We start from the raw sequence: 17,931 nt of genomic DNA on the forward strand, positions 1-17,931 counted from the left end.
TGATCAGCGGAAGGCGCCGCTGGATCGCCCATCCGGAGGCCGGGCGGGGAGAACGAGGCGGAAGGTACATCCCTTGCCCGGCGCGGTGTCGAGTTCGAGGCGACCGCCATGGCCTTCGGCGATCGCGGCGGCAATGGACAGGCCCAGGCCGCTGCCACCGTGGGCGCGGGAGCGGGAAGGGTCAGCGCGGTAGAAGCGCTCGAAGGCGTGCAGGGCGTCTTTGGCCGTGAGTCCGGGCCCTTCGTCCGCCACTTCCACCACGCTGGCGGGCATACCGTCCGGCAAGGGCGGTGACGCACTCATGACTCCCGGGCGGTCGGTTCCGCAGGTGTCCGCACCCACCCGGGTCTCGCCCACTCTGACGTGGACCGCGGTGCCGGCCGGGGTATGGACGCGGGTGTTGGACAGCAGGTTGTCGACGATCTGTCTCAGTCGGTGGGGGTCGCCGACGGCCTCGACCACGTCCAGTTCGCCGTTGCCCTCCGGGTCCGACAGGGGGCCCAGATCAACCGGATGGCTCGTCCCGTGCAGGGCGGCTGTCCGCACGGCGTCCGCCGCCAGGGAGAGCAGGTCCACCGGGTCCCTCTCGTACGACGGTTCCCTGTCCAGCTGGGCGAGAAGTTGGAGGTCGTCGACGAGGAGGCCCATGCGCTCCGCGTTCTGGGCGATCAACTGGTGGGCCTCGCTCTGCTCGTAGACCGGCAGACGCTCCCGGCGCAGTGCGAGCTGTGCGTAGCCCTGGATGGCGGTGAGCGGGGTGCGCAGTTCGTGGCCGGCGTCGGCGACGAAACGCCGCATGCGCGCCTCTGATGCCTCCCGTTCACGAAGCGCCTGCTGCAGCCTCTCCAGCATGGAGTTCAGCACCCGGCCGAGCCGACCGATCTCGGTGCGCGCGTCGGTGTCGGGGAGTCGCAGATCCAGTTGCCCCGCGCCGATGCGCTCGGCCGTGTGCTCCATACGAGTCAGCGGGAGCAGGCCCAGTCGTACCACCCAGCGGACCAGCGCGAGCAGCGCGGCTACGGTGACAACCAGCAACCCCACGTTCAGCCAGAGAATCTTGGACATGGTGGCATCGACCGTGTCGAGCGGCAGAGCCACGACGGCGTGCATGCCGCCCGGACCGGAACTCAGCAGAACTCTCCACCGGCCGTCGCCACTGATGGATCCCACCGTCCCTGGACGGCCGTCGTGCAGACCGAGCCGCGCCACCGAATCCCCGATCCGAGGACCGGGCTTGTCGTCGGCACCGAGCGACATGTCCGTCCGCCGGCCGGAGACATCGTAGAAGTAGACACGGAAGTCCGAGGGCAGGACGCCGGGCCGTTCGCCGGGAATGCTCTTTTTCAGAGCGTCGAAGTAGGCCGGGCCGGGTGGGTGGAAGTCGGCCAGTTGCTGGTCGACCCGGTCCAACAGCCACGAGCGCAGCACCACGAACCCGATGAGCTGGGAGACGGCGACGGCGACCGTCGCCAGCAGCGCCGCACCCAGGATCAGGCGCCGTCGCAGGGACCTGGGGATACGGGGCAGCAGCCGGCTCACTGCTCCGCCGTCCCGCCCGGCTCGCGGGGCAGCCGCAGACAGTAACCGACGCCGCGCACCGTGTGAATGAGTGGCGGTCCGGAGCAGTCGACCTTCTTGCGCAGGTACCTGACGTACGTCTCGACGATCCGGGCATCTCCGGCGAAGTCGTAGCTCCACACGTGATCGAGGATCTGGGTCCTGGTCAGGACCAGGCCCGGGTTGGCCAGCAGATAGGCGAGCAGCTTGAACTCGGTCGGTGACAACGGAACATAGCGCCCGGCGCGGTGCACCTCGTGCGCGCCCTCGTCGAGCTCGAGGTCGGCGTAACGCAGCACAGTCTCCGGAATGAACGGTTCCGAACCCTGGACGACCGTGCGGCGCAGGATGGCTTCGATGCGCAGCAGTACTTCGTCGATGTGGAACGGCTTCGTCACATAGTCGTCGCCGCCGGAACTCAAGCCCCTGATGCGGTCGTCGACGTCGATGCGCGCGGTGAGGAACAGTACCGGGACGTCGTTCCCGGCCGCCCGCAGCCGTTGCGTGACCTCGAAGCCGTCCAGGTCCGGGAGCATCACGTCGAGCAGCACCAGGTGCGGTTCCCGCCGCTCGATCTCGACCAGGGCGGACTGGCCGTCCTCCGCTCCGCTCACCTCGTATCCGGTGAGACGGAGGGTGGACTCCAACAGGGTGCGGATGCTGGGTTCGTCCTCGACCACGAGGAGCCTGTGCCGCGGCCTGCCCGAGTGCTGCTCGTTCATCGTGCTGTGCGGTCCGTTCTGTCGCGGTTCACCGGGCGGCGCAGTCGTAGAGCACTGTGGCGCCGAAGAGAGCCGCACTGCCGGTGCTCTGCTGAGACGTCCTGCTGCCTCCGTACGCCGACGCGGAGACTTTGGTGCAGTTCTTGGAGATCCATTCCGAGCGGTCACTGGCCGACCCCTGCGACATGCCCGGCACCATCATCGCTCCAGCGCCGGAGTTGTCCGACCCGAGGACGTACCGCAGCTCACCGTCCCCGGTCCACTTCTTCAGTTGGGCGACCGAGGGCGCGTCGTCGGAGCCCATGAAGCCGCCCATGCCGATCACCGTCTCGTCACTGTTCAGGATGAACGCGTTGGTGGCGTTGGCGCCGCCCGACACAGCGAGCTTGATCCGCGCCTTCGGTGAGTGCTGCACAGCGTAGTCGAGCATCTTGCGCTGGTCGGAGGTGAGTGCCGTGCCGCTGGAACCGCCGAATCCGCCGGGCATCCCGCCTGATCCACCAGGGAAGGAGGGCATCTCCTGGCCGCCGGAGGCCGAGCCGGAGCCACCGGACGCGCCGGGCATGCCGCTGGGGACACCACTCGGCATACCGCCCTGACCACCGCTCGGCAGACCGCCCTGGTCACCACCCGGCATCCCCGACGGCATCCCCGACGGCATCCCGGAGGGCATCCCGCCCGTCGGCTGCCCGCCCTGCTGCCCCGAGCCGGAGCCCCCGCCGGGGAAACCCTCCATGCCCGACGGCATCCCGGAAGGCATTCCCGACGATCCCTGCTCCCCACCGGAGCCCTGGCCGGGCATGCCGGACATTCCGAAGGCCGACTGAGAGCCCTTGGGGCCCGCCGTCGGGTTGCCGCCCGCCATGAAGCCCGACGGGGCCGAGGCCGGCGTGCTGGCCGCCCACGCCCCAGGCGCCACCAGCATCGACACCACCGCGGCAGCCACCCCGGCCAGGAGCAGCTTTCCACCGCGCCGGGCCAGCAGCAGCGCGATCGCCGCGCAGCCGATCAGCAGCACGGGCGAGATCAGCCATCCGTGCCAGTCCGGCGTACGGCGGATGAGAACCATCGCCCAGCCGACCGTCACCGCCACGGCCGCCGCGCCGACCCAGGGAGCCCACGCCACGCCGGCTCGGTGGAGACGGATCAGGGCGGCCAGCGTCCCACCGCACAGGGCGGCGATCGCCGGGGCCAACTGAGTGGTGTAGTACGGGTGGAAGATGCCCTTCTGCGTGGAGAACACGGCCACGCACACGATCAGCCAGCTCCCCCACAGCAGCCACCCCGAGGCGGGCAGCACGCCGGACGGCTCCAGTCGCCCACGGCGATGCAGGACCGTGCACGCCACCGCGAGTGCCATGGCCACGGCACAGGCGGGCAGCAGCCAGCTGATCTGCCCGCCGACCTGGGTGTTGAACATGCGGCCGAGACCCGCTGCGCCACCGAACTGCCCCAGCCCGCCGCTGCCGGATTGCGACGAGCCGTCACTGGAGCCGAAGACCCGGCCGAGCCCGTTGTAACCGACCACCAGATCCCAGGCCGACCCGTCCTCGCTGCCGCCGATGTAGGGCCGGTCCCCCGGCCACAGCGCCACCATCGCGACCCACCACAGAGAGGACGCCACCAGGACGGCTCCCGCACCCAGCAACCGCCCCACCCGTGCGGCCCAGGCACCGCTTCCCGCCACGAGCCAGGCGAGAGCGAATGAGGGGACCACCATCCAGGCGGCGAGCATCTTGGTGAGGAACCCACACCCGATCAAGTAGCCGCTCGCGCACAGCCACCAGGTCGCCGCCCGGCCCTCGGTCTGCAGGGCACGGGTGAGCGCGTACGCAGCCGACACCAGCAGCAGGACGAGCAACGTGTCGGGGTTGTTGTCCCGGTTGATGGCCACGGTGATGGGGGTGAGGGTGAGCACCAGGGCCGCGAGCAGTGCGGCCCGTTCCCCCGCCCAGCGGCGCACGGTGCGGTGCAGCACGAACACCGCGGCCACGCCCTCGATCACCTGGGGGAGAATCAGTGCCCAGCCGTGCAGGCCGAATATCTTGCTGCTGATGACCTGGGGCCACAGTGCGGCGGGCGGCTTGTCGACGGTGACGACTCCGGCCGGGTCGTAGGAACCGAAGAGGAAGTTGGTCCAGCTCTTCCCCATCGACTTCACGGCCGCGGAGTAGTAGCCGTTGCCCCAGCCCAGCGAACCGAGCGCCCAGCCGTACAGCGCGGTCGCCACGAGCAGGATCGCGCCGAGAGTGGCCGGTGCCGCCCAGGCGGGCAGGGCGCGGGCGGAGGTGTGCGAGCGGCCGCTGGACGTCGGCGCGACGGACAGGGTCCGGTAGGACTCGTTCATGGAAGGCGAATCAGCTCTCGTCAGGAGTGTCGGTGGCGGGCTTGGATTCGGCGGCCGAACCGCGGAAGACGGCCAGCCGCAACACCACGAAGCGAACGGCGGTGACCGCGACGGACGCGGCGGCCAGGACTGCGGTCTCGGCGGCCGCCGAGGCGCCGGGATCGGCGTGCTTGAACCACAGCACGGCCCCGGAGGTGACCAGGTAGCCGAGTACGAACAGGCCGCCTGCGCCCAGGTGGGCCCGTGCGGGACGGGTAGCGGCGTACCGGAAGGTGAGGCGGCGGTTCGCCTCGGTGTTCAGCACCGTCAGTACCAACAGCGACACCAGGTTGGCGACCGCAGGCTGCCACCAGCCGCGCAGCAGCCAGTACAGCAGAGCCTGCCCGATGGTGGAGACGATGCCGATCGCGACGAAACAGCCGACCTCCCACGACAGCGCGCCGCGCTTCCCGGCAGGAGCCAGGACGGCGTCCGGGTGCTCGGCGGCCGGCGGGGGACGGCGGGGCAGTTCGACGCGAGCGGCGCCGGATGCCTTCAGCCGCGCCATCCGCCACAGCCCCTTGAGGTCGTCGGTGGCCGTGCTCACCACGTCGACCCTGGTGTCGACGTCCTCCACCCAGTCGACCGGCACCTCGTGGACACGCAGCCCGTTGTGCTCGGCGAGAAGCAGCAGTTCGGTGTCGAAGAACCAGGCGTCGTCCCGGGTCACCTTCAGCAGAGGCCGGAGCACCTCCGTACGGGCAGCCTTGAATCCGCACTGGGCGTCGGTGAAGCGCACGCCGTGGGTGAGCCGGATGATTCCGTTGTAGCAGCGGGAGACGAACTCACGGCGTGGCCCGCGCACGGTGCGTGCCCCCTGTGCCAGCCGACTGCCGATCGCGATGTCGGAGTGCCCGGTGGCGAGCGGGGCAATGAGCGGCAGCAGTCCGTCGAGGCCGGTGGACAGGTCCACGTCCATGTAGGCCACTACGTCCGCGTCGCTGCAACCCCACACTCTGCGCAGGGCGAGGCCCCGGCCTTTGCGGTCCAGGTGCACGACATCGACGCCGGGCAGTTCCTCCGCGAGGCGGCGGGCGACGGCGAGCGTGGCATCCGTGCTGGCGTTGTCGGCGACGGTGATTCGCCAGGGGAACGGAAAGTCCTCCGTCAGCCGCGCGTGCAGGGTACGCAGGCAGCCGGGCAGGGCGCGTTCCTCGTTGTAGACGGGCACGACGATCTCCACGCTCGCCGTGCCGGAGCCGGCGCGGGCGGGCCCGCCAGGGGGTTGGAAGGCGACGGTCCGGCCGCGGCTGAGCGTGAGAGCCGTGCTGTGGGGGGTGGGTGACATGGCTTCCTCAGGCGAGAAGGGACACGGGGTGCGGCTCCATAGGGCTGATCGCGAACAGAGCACGACTCTCACCCACGCGACTGGGAGACCCGGGAGAGGAAAGCGAGAACTGACAGAGAGTCAGGTGGCGGTGGCCTGATCAAGGCGCTACGGCCGACCGTCGCAGCCCCGGCCGTACCCTCGCGCCCCGAGCGGGAACTCCTCGACGGCAGGCTGGGAATGCGGGTGGAGTCCGCGGAGCCCTCGCTGACAGCTCTCGGCGCGAGCTGTCCCGGTGGTACCGGGGTACCACCGGGACACCGAAGATTCCCCCGTGGTCCCAGGGTTGGCTCCTGCCGCACTCGTAGCTTCGAGTGCAGACGCCGCGGCGCATGCGCGGCCGATTTCGCGGCAGGAAAGGCCCACCCCCATGATCGAAGTACGCGAGCTGACGAAGCGCTACGGCGACAAGACGGTCGTCGACAACCTGAGCTTCACCGTCAGGCCTGGCGAGGTGACCGGCTTCCTCGGCCCCAACGGCGCGGGCAAGTCCACGACCATGCGCATGATCGTCGGCCTGGACTCCCCCACCGCGGGCTCGGTCACCGTGAGCGGCCGCTCCTACGCCGAGCAGCCCGCACCGCTGCACGAGATCGGCGCCCTGCTGGAAGCCAAGTCCGTCCACCCTGGGCGCAGCGCCTTCAACCACCTGATGGGACTCGCCTACACCCACGGCATTCCGCGCCGCCGGGTGGACGAGGTCATCGAACTGGCCGGACTGACCAGCGTGGCCGGCAAGCGGGTGGGCGCCTTCTCGCTCGGCATGGGCCAGCGGCTCGGCATCGCCTCGGCCCTCCTGGGCGACCCGGCGATCGTCATGCTCGACGAACCGGTCAACGGCCTCGACCCGGAAGGCGTGTTGTGGGTGCGCAACCTCCTGCGCTCGCTGGCCGACGAGGGCCGGGCCGTCATGCTCTCCTCACACCTGATGAGCGAGACCGCGCTGATCGCCGACCACCTGGTGATCATCGGGCGGGGTCGGCTGCTCGCCGACACCACGGTCGACGACTTCACCCAGGAGGCCAGTGGCGGCGGCGTCAAGGTCGTCACCGCCGAATCGGCGCGACTGCGCTCGCTGCTGTCCGGCCCCGCCGTCGCGATCAGCTCCTCCAGCGACGAGGAGCTGCTGGTCTCCGGACGCGACGCGCGCGAGATCGGGTCGATCGCCTCCCAGCATGGAATCACGCTGTACGAACTCACCCCGCAGGCCGTCTCCCTGGAGGCGGCGTTCATGGACCTCACCCGCGACGCCGTCGAGTACCAGAGCGCTCCGGCCGACGCCGAACGAAAGGCCGCCTGATGCCCACCACCGCACTCCGCCCCAGCCGGCGCCCCCGCAAGCACGCCAATCTCTCCGCGGCGCCCGATGCCCACCCGTCCGCCACGGCATACAAGGTGACCGGCCTGCGAGTACTGCGCTCGGAGTGGGCCAAGTTCTGGTCGCTGCGCTCCAGTTGGATCACACTGGGCGTGGCCGTGGTCCTGCTGGTTCTCTTCGGGGCGATCGCTTCCTACACCTACAGTCCCGGCGCCACCGCGACCGGCGGGCCGCCGGGCGCGGGCAGCGGCGACAGCGACGCGGTGAGCCTGGCCCTGACCGGTGTGTCCTTCGCGTCGCTGGCCGTGGGCGTGCTCGGGGTGCTGCTGTCCGCGGGCGAGTACAGCACCGGCATGATCCGCTCCACGCTCACGGCGGTACCGCGCCGACTGCCTGTGCTGTGGTCGAAGGCCGCCGTGATCGGCCCGATCGCCCTGGTCCTCACCAGCATCGGCGCGCTGGCCGCGTTCCAGTTGGGCACCCCGGGCCTGGACGGCGAGAAGATCGCCCTGTCCCTGGGCGACGACGGCGTCCTGCGCGGCCTGGCCGGCGCGGGCGTCTATCTAGGCCTGGTCGCCGTGTTCGGCGTGGCCCTGGGCGTGCTGATCCGTTCCTCCGCCGGAGCCATCGCGGCCCTGGTCGGCATCCTCCTCATCCTGCCCGGCCTCGCCTCCCTGCTGCCCGACTCGCTGTACGACAGCATCAACCCCTACTTCCCCAGCAACGCGGGCCAGGCCGTCTACGCCCTGCACCAGTCCTCGGGCTCCCTCTCACCGGGGGCGGGCCTCGCGGTTTTCGCCGGTTGGGTGGCCCTCACACTCGCGGGGGCGGCCTACCGCCTCGTCAAGACCGACGCCTGATGCGGCCACGGGGACAATGGTGTCCATGAGTGCGCACCGTACGGCAGCCGCCGCGGACAGCGTTTGGGGGACGGCAGCAGACCCGCCGTCCCTCGGGTTCGACGCCGCCTGGGCGCACCCGCTGCTGGGCCGGCTGCTGCGCGACCAGAGCCGTCGGCAGAGGCTGGACCGCCGACGTCCGTGGCTGCTCGACACCGCGGTGGTGCTGGTCGTCGCCCTGATCAGCCTGCCGGTCCTGCTCCGGGGCAACGGCAACCCCCCTTTCGCGGAGACCACCGCCCCTGACCACCTGACCTTCGGCGCCCTGTCCGCCTGCCTCGCCGCCCTCGTCGTTCCGCTGTGGTGGCGCCGCAAGGCCCCGACCGTCACGTACTTCGTGATCGCGGCGGTGTCCCTCACCCAGTGGTCGATGGATATCTGGCTGCCGGCGAACGCCGGCGCGCTCGTCGCCCTGTACTCCCTGGCCCGGAACGGTTCGCTGCGGGCACTGGGCTGGGCTGCCGCTCTGACCGTCGTCGAGTCGGTCCTGGTCGTCTTCGTCCTGGTGCCGACCGAACAGCCATGGATCGGCAGCTTCTTCCTGCTGGGCACGGTCACGGCTGCCATCGCCGTCGGCCTGACACTCCGCCTCCGGAAGATGTATCTGGCGGCGCTCGAGGACCGTGCCAGGCGGCTGGAGATCGAGCAGGACCAACGTATGCAACTCACCGCGGCCGCCGAGCGCTCCCGGGTCGCCCGCGAGATGCACGACATCGTCGGCCACAATCTCTCGGTCATGGTCAGCGTCGCCGACGGCGCCGCGACCCTGGCCGCCAACAGGAACGAACATTCCACCGACGCCCTGCGTATCCTCGGCGACACCGGCCGACAGGCGATGAGCGAACTGCGCCGGGTGCTGGGCGTCCTGCGCGAGGAGCAGGACGACGTAAGGACACTCAGCCCGCAGCCCGGCATCCGGGATCTGGACGCCCTCCTGGCGCGGGTACGTGCAGCAGGCCTAGGCGTGGCCTACCGGACGGCGGGCGATCTCGACTCGCTGGGCAGCGGCGTACAGCTCACCGTGTACCGCATCGTGCAGGAGTCGCTCACCAACACGCTCAAGCACGCGGGGACCGGCACGTCCGCCGAGGTCGACATCGCCGCAGAGTCAGGAGAGGTACGGATCCGGATCGCCGACACCGGCATACCCCCCGGGGCGCCCCCGCCACCAAAGCCGGCGGCACCGGACGACGCACCCGGCCACGGCCTGGTCGGCATCCGCCAGCGCGCCGCCATGTACGGCGGCACCGTCATCATCGGACCACGCGAGACCGGCCACGGCTGGATCGTGGACGTCGTACTCGAGGCAGCGCCCGCACCGGAAGCATCGGGAGAACACCTGCCATGACCACCGTGCTGATCGCCGACGACCAGCCCCTGCAGCGCATGGGCGTCCGTATGCTCCTTGAGGGCACCCCGGGCCTGCACGCGGTCGGCGAGGCCGAACACGGTGCCGAGGCCGTCCGCCTGGTCGCGGAACTGCGCCCCGACGTCGTTCTCATGGACATCCGCATGCCCGGCATGGACGGCCTCGAGGCCACCCGCCGCATCATCGCCACCGGCGGCCGCACCCGCGTCCTCATCGTCACCACCTTCGACCTCGACGAGTACGCCTACGAGGGCCTGCGGGCCGGTGCCAGCGGCTTCCTGCTCAAGGACGCCCGCCCCGAGGAACTCGTCGCGGGCATCCACGCGGTCGCGACGGGCGACGCCGTCGTGGCCCCCCGCCTGACCCGCCGCCTCCTGGACGCCTACGCCCACCAGGTCCTCGCACCGGCCGGCGCCCCCGCCCCTGAGGATCCCCGATTGCAGACCCTCAGCGACCGCGAACGCGAGGTCCTGGTCGCCATCGGCCAGGGCTGGACGAACACGGAGATCGCCGAACGACTCGTCCTCACCGAGTCCACGGTCAAGAAGCACGTGGGCCGTGTCCTCGCCAAGATCGGGGCCCGCGACCGCATCCAGGCCGTGATCACGGCGTACGACACCGGGCTGGTCAGCGCCAAGCCGTAAGCCTGGAAGGGCGCCACCCCGGGCCGTCGTCCGCACGTGCTGACCACCCTGCCCGCCCCGGCCAAGGCGAACACGCCCAACCTGGGCAGGGCGTTCGTCGGCGGCATCGCCCGCGCCGACGACGGCACCCTGTACGTCACCTACGCCACCGGTACCGCCGGCCTCACCGGCGTCTGGGCCGTCCGCCCCGGTGGCCGCCCGCACCGCATCGCGGCCCTGCCCGCCGACGGACTGCCCAACGGCCTGGCTCTCGACCCGCGCGCCAAGCAGCTGTACGTCACGGACTCCGTCCAGGGCGTCGTCTACCGCCTGCCCGCACGCGGCGGAAAGGCCACGGTCTGGGCCAAGGGCAAACAACTGGAGCCCACCACCTTCGCGGGCGCCAACGGCCTCAAGCTGCACAACGGTTTCATCTGGGCCACCAACCTCGACCGGGGCACCGTCCTGCGCATCCCCGTCACCGCCTCGGGCACCGCGGGAAAGATCCAGGTTCGGGCCACCGGCATGCCGTCCATCGACGACTTCGCCTTCACCGGTCACGGCGACACCCTCCTCGCCGCCCGTGACGACAACCAGGTCGACCTCGTCCGCCCGAACGGCACCCACTCCGCCGTCCTCACCCCGGCCGACGGTCTCCAGACCCCCACGTCCGTCGCGGTGCACGAAGGCAAGGTGTATGTCCCCAGCGCCGCCTACCTGACCGGCAAGGACCCCAACCTCCTCATCGCCCGCGTCGACCGCTGACGCCACCAGGAGGGACACACTCCACCGGCCCGGTGCCTCTCCGATCGCACGGCACCGGCCCGGTCACGAATGGCAGCAGCGGTCTGTACCCAACGGCCTGGAATCGACATGTCCATCCCCTTTTTGAATAGATCCGCCGCATCGGCAACCACGATTCGCCCATCGTCTGCGGACCGCCGCCCACTGCCCGTGGCACCATCTGCCTCCCAGGCGAGCCTCTCGTGAAGCGGGCTTGAGAGGCCACGGCTGATGCCTCGTTCAGATCGCGCTTTCAGGAATGCTCGTCAGCTTGGTCTTCGCAGGACCGCTCTTTGAGGACCCCGGCAAGGGCCGAGGCGACGAGGGCGACGGCGCCATCGTCGTCGTGGGCCAGTTGACGCAGGACCTCCTGTGCGGTGGTTCCCGCGAGCTCGACCAGCGCCTGGGTGAGGCGGATCCGCGTCGCGGAGTCCGCGGTGGGCGCGGCCAGTTCGTCGACCAGGGCGGTCGTGATCCGATCCGTGCACCCGGGGTCCCGGGACAGCATCCCCAGAACCTCCGCCGCGTCCACGTCGTTGGAGCCCTCCACCACCATGCTGACGAGTGTGGGCACGGCCGCGGCCACGCCCTGCCTGCCCAGAGCCAGAGCAGCGTGCCTGCGCACCGTCGTGTCCGGGTCTCCGAGGGCGTCCGCGAGCACCGCGGTAGCACCCGCGGCCTCGGGCATCTCGGCGATCGCCAGCACCGCGCGCCGCCGGATGTCGGAGTCCTCCGAGCGCATGCCGGCATGCAGCGTCGCCACGCCGTCGCCGCCCGACCGGGCGAGCGCCCAGCGCAGGGCACCTGCGACGTGCGGGTCGGATTCGGTCAGGACCGCCCCGGCCAGTAGTTCGGCGGGAACCGGCGCGTCCTCCGGCCGGGCCAGGACAGCCTGCTGTCTGTGCGCGGCGCTGGTCGAGTTGAGTTCCCGCATGAGTTCGACGATGCGCAGCACTCCCTGCCAGTCGGTGGGCGCCGACGCGTCGATCGCACGGAGCCGCTCAAGCAGCTCCTCTTCTCGCGCCAGGCGGTCCTCCGTCTGCCGGATGAGGTCGCTGACCAGGGCGTACGGCGTGAAGGCCGGGTCCTCCAGCGCGCGCCCGATCTGCTTGAGCGAGAGCCCGAGGGACCGCAGGCTCTCCACGTGAAAGATCCTGCGGACATCCTCGGCGGAGTACTCGCGGTAACCACCGAGAGTGCGGCCCGTGGGCCTCACCAACCCCAGGGCGTCGTAGTGCCGGAGCATCCGGGTACTCACCCCGGAGCGGCGGGCCACATCGCCGATCAACAATCCGCGCCCTCCGAAGCCCCCGCAGCCCCCGCAGCCCCCGCAGCCCCCGCAGCCTCCATCGACTCGGTCGTCTCCGCAGGCTCGGTCGTCTCCGCAGGCTCGGTCGTCTCCGCAGGCTCGGTCGTCTCCGCAGGCTCGTTCGTCTCCGCAACCTTGGCGGTCTCCGAGGTCTCGGTGCCCGCCGACGCAGCCGCGGCGGCAGCAGCTCGTTTCGGGCCGAGTGCGACCACACGCTTCGCCTCGTCGAGGGCCGCGTCGAAACCGGTCTCCGGGTTCTGCCGCAGCAGCTCGGTGGCACGGGCGTGCGCGGCCACCGCCGGGTCGGAACTCTCCGCGGCCCTCCCCAGGGCGGGCTTGATCACGTCACCGAGGTCGACCAGGGCCCGGCTCAGACTCAGCTGCACATTTCGGTCGCCACGGCCGAGCTGCAGAACCAGTTCGTCGGCCAGGTCGTTCTCCTCGTCCTTGGGCACGAGGACGACCGCGACGCGCCACGCAGTCCGCGCGACCTCGTCGTCGGCGTCCCGCAGCATGTCGCGGGTGATCCAGACCCACGTACTCTTGTCGCCGATCTTGGACAGTGTGTGCAGCGCCTGGCTGCGGGCCTGGGGACGCCCGGAGGCGAGCTCCCGGCGGATCCGGGGCAGAGTGATCTCCGGCGGGAGACGGGTCAGCGCCCAGGACAGCATGTCTCGTACGAAGAAGTCCGGCTCGACCGCGCACCGCTCGACGAGCCTCTCCAGGAACACAGGGTCGGGGTTCGAGCCGACTGCCAGGGCCGCCTGAAGCCGGACCGACGAGTCCTCGGCGTCCAGAGCGTTGATCACACGGGTGTTCCGCGGGGTTACGTCGGTCGTGTTGATCGGGACCACCTCCTGTGCCCAAGTGAAAACCTTGTCACCGTGTCAAGGTCAAGTTCGTGACCGGCGATCAGCCAATCCGCCAACTCTCGCTCTCAGCTCGGGAGTTACGCCCCTCACCGTACAGACCCCCGCGACGGAGACCGCGATGCCCCACGACGACCCGGGGGCGGGCCGCTGCACGCTGTTCGCTAGCATCCCTGCCCATGACGGGGCGGGGATGGCGAGTGAGTGTCGTGGCGGTGCTGGCGGCGATCTGTGTCTCCGGTCCAGGACGTCCGGAGGTCATCAGTACCGGGGCGGACCTCGGTCCCCTGCCTGCCGACCGCTACGACTACACGCCGCAGGACTACCAGCGATCGAAGCGGGCAACGGCGTTGCTGGTCCGGCAATGCATGGCGGAGCACGGCCACCCGGACTTCCCGCTCGACCCCCGCTACCCCAGCGATCCCTTCGTCCTCGCCGCTGTCAGCACCGACTACGGCGCACTGGATCTCGCCGCCGCCCGCCACTGGGGCTACGGCTGGGACCCGGCGAAGTCCCTGACTTCGCAACCGAAGGGCCGCCGGATGACCGATGCCGAGTATGCGGACTTCCCGGCCTGCGACGCGGAGGCGAACCGGCGGCTGATGCGCGGCATCGATCTCAAGCGGGACTGGCTCTACGCAAGTACCCGGGCGATCGAGGTCGACAAGGCGGTCAAGCACGACCCGCGCCTTCGTGCGGCGTGGGATGTGTGGTCCCGCTGCGTGGCAGAACAAGGATTCACCCGCTATCCCGACCCCGTGGCGGCGTACACGGACACCGCCTGGCAGCGGGGCAGTGATGGCAACACCCGGCATTCGCCCCGGGAGCGGGCCACCGCCGCCGCGGACGTCACCTGCAAGCGCCGCCACCATACGGCCGAGCTCTGGCACGCTGCACGGGCGCGGCAGCAGGCCGTGGACATCTCCAAGCACCGCGACCGCTACGCCGCCGGACTGCAGGCGCTGCGGACGTACCGATCCACCATCGCCGAGGTGCTGCGAAAGCTCGGCTAGGGCCTGTCCAGCGAGGGGATGCCGCACGGCTCGGCGCGGCGGAACTTACGGCTTGTGGGTCACCCAGAGCAGTTCCGCCGGCCAGCGGTGTGCCCAGTCGGGTGGGTCGGTTTCGTTGTAACCGTTGGGTGTTCCGAGTTCGGGCCGCGGCTCGATGAGGTCGTCGATGATGAGACCCGCGCCGCGCAGGACCTTGACCCAGTCGCCGTACGTGAGCTGGTAGCTGGTCGCGCCGTCGCCTTCGGCGATGGTGTTCAGCCCGAAGTAGTCCTGCTGCAGGGTCGTGGTCACGCGGCTGGCGGCTTCGTCGTAGCAAGCTTCGAACCATGGGCTGGCGACGTTGAACACCAGGCGCCCGCCTGGGCCCAAGACGCGTGCGGCCTGCGGGACGGCCAGGTGTGGGGGCGCCCAGCTGAGCCCACCGAAGTCGCAGAACACCAGGTCGAAGCTGTCGGCGGCGAAAGGGAGTTGTTCGGCGGCGCCTTGCACGAGCGGGTAGCGGGCCGGTCCCATCGCGCGGGACGCTGCGGCGAGTTGGGCTTCGGACAGGTCGAGCCCGACCACGGTGGCGCCCTCGGCGGCGAGCGCCCTGGACCACTGGCCGGCGCCGCAGCCGAGTTCGAGGACGCGCTTGCCGGTGACGTCGCCCAGGGCGTGCAGGTGCGCGTCGGGGATGGAGTACATGCCCCACAGCCGGGGTGTGGCGCCGATTTGCGGGTCGTGCTTGTGCTGGTAGGCGCTGCTGATCTGGTTCCAGAGCCGCCGGTTGGCGGGGATGCTGTCCACGTGCCGACTCCAGCACTGCCTGCCCGGGGCGGTCAATACGTTTAGGGCGCTGGCCCGCCCTCGCCTCGGTCCGGCCCTGGCTGGGCCCATGATCCGCCGGACGAGCCCGAGCGGGGCGCCGACGCCTCACTGCGAGTCCCGCGAGAGCCGAAGCCGCCCAGCCGACCGACCTTGCACCCGTACGTATTCCGTCACCCCGGGCACGGCAATTCGTCGTTCCCCCTGTGAGCAATGTGGCGCAGCCGCTGTCAGGGTACGGCCTCGAAGTGTTTCCGAGATGCCTGGTTTGATCCGGTGATCGCTGGCGGGTCCCGGACAGAGGGCGAGTACGGCGCTCGTGGATCATGGAGTTCTCCACACCGCCACGATCTGTAAGGGAGCCGTGCTCGTCGCCGACGGCACATGCCTCCACGGCGCCAAGCGCCCCGACGGCTCTCAGCTCTACATCTTCTCCGCGGTTCGCCACCAGGACGCGCTGACCTGGCCGCCCCGCGAGATCCGGTCGAAGACCAACGAAATCACAGATCCCGGCGCGCTGCGGGGTTGGCAGGTGCCGCTTCGGCATGGGGGGTCGGCCGGCAGCTGAGGCACCAGAGCGTCCTGGCCCGTGAGGAACGGGCCGAACGGCGAGCAATCGACCATCGGGAGATGCGCCGTGACGCGTATGAGAAGTTCTTGTCCCAGGCTGACGCGGCCTACCGTGTCCTGGACGAAGGATGGTTCGCACTGCCGTTCACGGAACTGCACCGATGGGAAGCGGGGTTCGCTGCGCGCAGGGCGCTGGATGAGGCGTACATCCGGGTTCGGCTGGTTGGGCCGGACGACGTCGCGGAGCGGGGAGCCGGGGTTCTCCGCAGCATAGGTGACGAGTTTCGGCTGCACGCGCGGATCGTGAACGACAGCCCGGACACGGCTGGTAGCGCCGCCGAACTCGAACCTCCAGCTCACTCAGCAGCGCTCCGTGCTCGGCTCACCAGCACCACGGAGTTCGTTACCGTGGCCCGACGAGCGCTGGGAAGCCAGTTGTCGGCCCTAACGCAGACGGGCCCCGACTCAGCGGAGCAGGACGAACAGGTTTGACTCCCTGCCGACCGTCTCGGACCACGGCATCACGTGATCAAACCAGATATTCCGGGAACACCGCGGAGGCCCTGGGTCGACCAGTGGGCGCCCGTTCACCAGACTGGGTGGGTGACGACACCACCAGCCTCTCCCGACAATCTCCGTGCTGTTCTCTTCGACTCAGGCGGCGTGTTGATGCAGCCGATCGGTGGCCGTTGGAACCCGCGAGCAGACTTCGAGCCGACCGTCCTCGCCCACGCCCCGTCGATCACATGGGAACAGTTCGCCGCGGCCATCAGCGCGGGCGACCACTTCTTCGCCACCTCGTCATCGACGCCCGACTACGACGATTACCACCGGGTGTTGCTCCGTCACCTCGGCGTGAAGCCGACCTCGCAACTCCTCGCCAACTTGCGCCGCGAAGTGCCCGCGACCGAGTTCCTGGAGACGTACCCGGACGTCGAGCCGACCTTGGAGGAACTGGGCCGGCGGGGGGTGCGGATGGCCGTGGTGTCGGATGCCTGGCACGGGCTGCCCGACCTCCACGCCGGACTCGGGATCGGCCGGTTCTTCGAGGCGTACGCAATCTCCGCCGTCCTCGGCTGCAACAAGCCGGACCCGCGCATGTACCACCACGCCAGCACCGCGCTGGACCTCGCTCCTGCGCAGTGTCTGTTCGTCGATGATGATCCGGACTTGGTCGCCGCGGCTGTCCGACTCGGTTATGCGGGACGCGCGCTGTGCCGCGACACGGCCGTCTCGGACGTGCCTTCCATCACCTCCCTGACGGAACTCCTGCATTTCTTCTGACACATCCGGCACGGTCTTCCTGGGTTGGTCGCAGCACGGCGACGGAGTGGCGGTAGCCCGGCTCGAGTCAGCCGTAGAGGCCCAGACCGGCGCAGGAACTTCGCCCCGGCGACCAGCCCCGGTGGGCCTGTGCCGTCGCTGCGGCCACCAGGTCGCCCGCGTTGGTGAACCACTGTCCCTTCCAGGCGTCCGATGCGGCGATCGCATGTACGGCTCTCCCTCGACGAAGGTGAGTCTCGGATGGCCGGCAGGAGGATGCCCTGGTACCGGGCAACGTTGGTGCTGACTGCGGCGGTGGCGCCTGCTTGGTCAAGTGGTTTTGTTTGCAGGCGGATTGGCGATGATTGGCGATGCCGTAAGGTCACTGATGGAGGAAACTGTACGGGTGAGCGATTCTGGTGAGTCCCGTGAGCTGGCGTCAGCCGAAGAGATCCACGCGTATCTGGTCGAGCAGCTGAACATGGCGTTGAGGCGGCCCGGGATGTTCGGGGGCGAGATTGCCCTGCGGCTGCTGATCGACCATCTACTGATGACCGAACGGGAGCCCGAGGCGTTCGGGCGGCTGCAGCGGTCCTGGGAAGAGCGCGGGATGTGGACCGCGCTCGGGGTGACCGGGGCCTTCCGGGACCTGATCCTGAAGCCGAAAGACGAATGCGGGATGGCGTCGGTGTACGCGGAGTTCGCGCAGGCGCGTGGCTGGCTCAGGCCGGACCGTACCCTGGCCCCGGAAGCGTACGAGGCCATGGTCGATCAGGTGCGTGACTGGGCAGGCAAGGACCGTACCTGGGCCGACGTCATTGACCGGTTCGGGCCACCCTCGGTGCTCTTCGGCGGCAACAACCCGCTGTACAGCAAGTCACTGGGCTACCTCACCGACGACCCCGGGCTGCCCATGGTGGTTTTCCACCTCTGGAACGGCACCGAGACCGGTCCCGGCGATGGCTGGCCCCCCGCGCACGAGCAGCCGCTGCTGCTCGCCGTGCGCCACGGCGACGGCCTGTTCCGGGAATCGCTCACCTTCACCCCGCACGGGCAGCGTCTGCGCCCGGTCGTCGATCAGCCCTGGCTTGCCTGACGAGCCTGCCCTCGAACTCCGGA

General features: G+C 70.0%; 17 protein-coding genes. 10 read left to right on the forward strand and 7 right to left on the reverse strand.

Going from position 1 to position 17,931, the window contains the following annotated elements:
- Nucleotides 1–3 precede the first annotated feature (3 nt).
- Genes ACFYRY_RS23135 through ACFYRY_RS23150 form a run of 4 tightly spaced genes read right to left on the reverse strand, consistent with a single transcriptional unit; the run spans nt 4 to nt 5,953 of the window.
- Entirely contained in the window at nt 4–1,539 is a 1,536-nt protein-coding gene (locus tag ACFYRY_RS23135; protein ID WP_389148666.1) for a sensor histidine kinase, read from the reverse strand.
- Entirely contained in the window at nt 1,536–2,279 is a 744-nt protein-coding gene (locus ACFYRY_RS23140; protein WP_389148669.1) for a response regulator transcription factor, read from the reverse strand. Before ACFYRY_RS23140 ends, ACFYRY_RS23135 begins: the two co-directional genes overlap by 4 nt.
- A 28-nt stretch (nt 2,280–2,307) precedes the next feature.
- Nucleotides 2,308–4,626 carry an ArnT family glycosyltransferase gene (locus tag ACFYRY_RS23145; protein ID WP_389148671.1) on the reverse strand — a complete coding sequence of 773 codons (2,319 nt, stop codon included), beginning with the start codon at nt 4,624–4,626 and terminating at the stop codon, nt 2,308–2,310.
- Nucleotides 4,627–4,636: 10 nt separating this feature from the next.
- Entirely contained in the window at nt 4,637–5,953 is a 1,317-nt protein-coding gene (locus ACFYRY_RS23150) for a glycosyltransferase (protein ID WP_389148674.1), read from the reverse strand.
- A gap of 409 nt (nt 5,954–6,362) precedes the next feature.
- Here ACFYRY_RS23150 and ACFYRY_RS23155 point away from each other — a divergent pair, with 409 nt between their 5' ends.
- The 5 genes from ACFYRY_RS23155 to ACFYRY_RS23175 are packed head-to-tail and all read left to right on the forward strand — an operon-like array spanning nt 6,363 to nt 10,966.
- Entirely contained in the window at nt 6,363–7,292 is a 930-nt protein-coding gene (locus tag ACFYRY_RS23155; protein WP_389148676.1) for an ABC transporter ATP-binding protein, read from the forward strand.
- Complete coding sequence (locus tag ACFYRY_RS23160) at nt 7,292–8,170, forward strand: ABC transporter permease (protein ID WP_389148679.1); 879 nt, start codon at nt 7,292–7,294, stop codon at nt 8,168–8,170. Before ACFYRY_RS23155 ends, ACFYRY_RS23160 begins: the two co-directional genes overlap by 1 nt.
- A 25-nt stretch (nt 8,171–8,195) precedes the next feature.
- Nucleotides 8,196–9,557 (forward strand): sensor histidine kinase, encoded by a 1,362-nt coding sequence (locus ACFYRY_RS23165; RefSeq protein ID WP_389148682.1) that lies wholly within the window; start codon nt 8,196–8,198, stop codon nt 9,555–9,557.
- Nucleotides 9,554–10,222, forward strand: coding sequence for a response regulator (locus ACFYRY_RS23170; RefSeq protein WP_389148684.1), 669 nt, complete (start codon nt 9,554–9,556; stop codon nt 10,220–10,222). The genes ACFYRY_RS23165 and ACFYRY_RS23170 overlap by 4 nt, the downstream gene beginning before the upstream one ends.
- Before the next feature lie 36 nt (nt 10,223–10,258).
- On the forward strand, nt 10,259–10,966 hold the full coding sequence (locus tag ACFYRY_RS23175; RefSeq protein WP_389148687.1) for a hypothetical protein: 708 nt from the start codon (nt 10,259–10,261) through the stop codon (nt 10,964–10,966).
- Nucleotides 10,967–11,237: 271 nt separating this feature from the next.
- Here ACFYRY_RS23175 and ACFYRY_RS23180 read toward each other — a convergent pair whose 3' ends face one another.
- Complete coding sequence (locus tag ACFYRY_RS23180; protein WP_389148690.1) at nt 11,238–12,275, reverse strand: MerR family transcriptional regulator; 1,038 nt, start codon at nt 12,273–12,275, stop codon at nt 11,238–11,240.
- Nucleotides 12,269–13,102: a HEAT repeat domain-containing protein gene (locus ACFYRY_RS23185; RefSeq protein WP_389148693.1), complete on the reverse strand. Its 834-nt coding sequence runs from the start codon at nt 13,100–13,102 to the stop codon at nt 12,269–12,271. Before ACFYRY_RS23185 ends, ACFYRY_RS23180 begins: the two co-directional genes overlap by 7 nt.
- Before the next feature lie 260 nt (nt 13,103–13,362).
- Between ACFYRY_RS23185 and ACFYRY_RS23190 the strand changes: the two genes are divergently transcribed.
- Nucleotides 13,363–14,175, forward strand: a complete 813-nt coding sequence (locus ACFYRY_RS23190; protein WP_389148696.1) for a hypothetical protein — start codon at nt 13,363–13,365, stop codon at nt 14,173–14,175.
- Nucleotides 14,176–14,220: 45 nt separating this feature from the next.
- On the opposite strand, the gene ACFYRY_RS23195 is transcribed toward ACFYRY_RS23190, so the two are convergent.
- Entirely contained in the window at nt 14,221–14,961 is a 741-nt protein-coding gene (locus ACFYRY_RS23195; RefSeq protein ID WP_389148698.1) for a class I SAM-dependent methyltransferase, read from the reverse strand.
- Between the two features lie 382 nt (nt 14,962–15,343).
- Between ACFYRY_RS23195 and ACFYRY_RS23200 the strand changes: the two genes are divergently transcribed.
- The 4 genes from ACFYRY_RS23200 (at nt 15,344) to ACFYRY_RS23215 (ending at nt 17,908) form a co-directional block, all read left to right on the forward strand.
- Entirely contained in the window at nt 15,344–15,547 is a 204-nt protein-coding gene (locus ACFYRY_RS23200) for a hypothetical protein (protein WP_389148701.1), read from the forward strand.
- A gap of 62 nt (nt 15,548–15,609) precedes the next feature.
- Nucleotides 15,610–16,041, forward strand: a complete 432-nt coding sequence (locus ACFYRY_RS23205; RefSeq protein ID WP_389148703.1) for a hypothetical protein — start codon at nt 15,610–15,612, stop codon at nt 16,039–16,041.
- 111 nt (nt 16,042–16,152) lie between these two features.
- Nucleotides 16,153–16,833 (forward strand): HAD family hydrolase, encoded by a 681-nt coding sequence (locus ACFYRY_RS23210; RefSeq protein ID WP_389148706.1) that lies wholly within the window; start codon nt 16,153–16,155, stop codon nt 16,831–16,833.
- Nucleotides 16,834–17,146: 313 nt separating this feature from the next.
- A complete protein-coding gene (locus ACFYRY_RS23215) occupies nt 17,147–17,908 on the forward strand; it encodes a hypothetical protein (protein ID WP_389148709.1) in 762 nt (253 codons plus the stop codon).
- Nucleotides 17,909–17,931: the final 23 nt, after the last annotated feature.

The sequence above is a fragment of the Streptomyces sp. NPDC005263 genome, from assembly GCF_042872365.1.
In the GTDB taxonomy this organism is placed as follows: Bacteria; Actinomycetota; Actinomycetes; order Streptomycetales; family Streptomycetaceae; genus Streptomyces.

Coding starts and splice junctions, on each gene's coding strand:
- ACFYRY_RS23140 (WP_389148669.1), bottom strand. CDS start 2,279: ATGAACGAGCAGCACTCGGGCAGGCCGCGGCACAGGCTCCTCGTGGTC.
- ACFYRY_RS23145 (WP_389148671.1), bottom strand. CDS start 4,626: ATGAACGAGTCCTACCGGACCCTGTCCGTCGCGCCGACGTCCAGCGGC.
- ACFYRY_RS23150 (WP_389148674.1), bottom strand. CDS start 5,953: ATGTCACCCACCCCCCACAGCACGGCTCTCACGCTCAGCCGCGGCCGG.
- ACFYRY_RS23155 (WP_389148676.1), top strand. CDS start 6,363: ATGATCGAAGTACGCGAGCTGACGAAGCGCTACGGCGACAAGACGGTC.
- ACFYRY_RS23160 (WP_389148679.1), top strand. CDS start 7,292: ATGCCCACCACCGCACTCCGCCCCAGCCGGCGCCCCCGCAAGCACGCC.
- ACFYRY_RS23165 (WP_389148682.1), top strand. CDS start 8,196: ATGAGTGCGCACCGTACGGCAGCCGCCGCGGACAGCGTTTGGGGGACG.
- ACFYRY_RS23170 (WP_389148684.1), top strand. CDS start 9,554: ATGACCACCGTGCTGATCGCCGACGACCAGCCCCTGCAGCGCATGGGC.
- ACFYRY_RS23205 (WP_389148703.1), top strand. CDS start 15,610: ATGCGCCGTGACGCGTATGAGAAGTTCTTGTCCCAGGCTGACGCGGCC.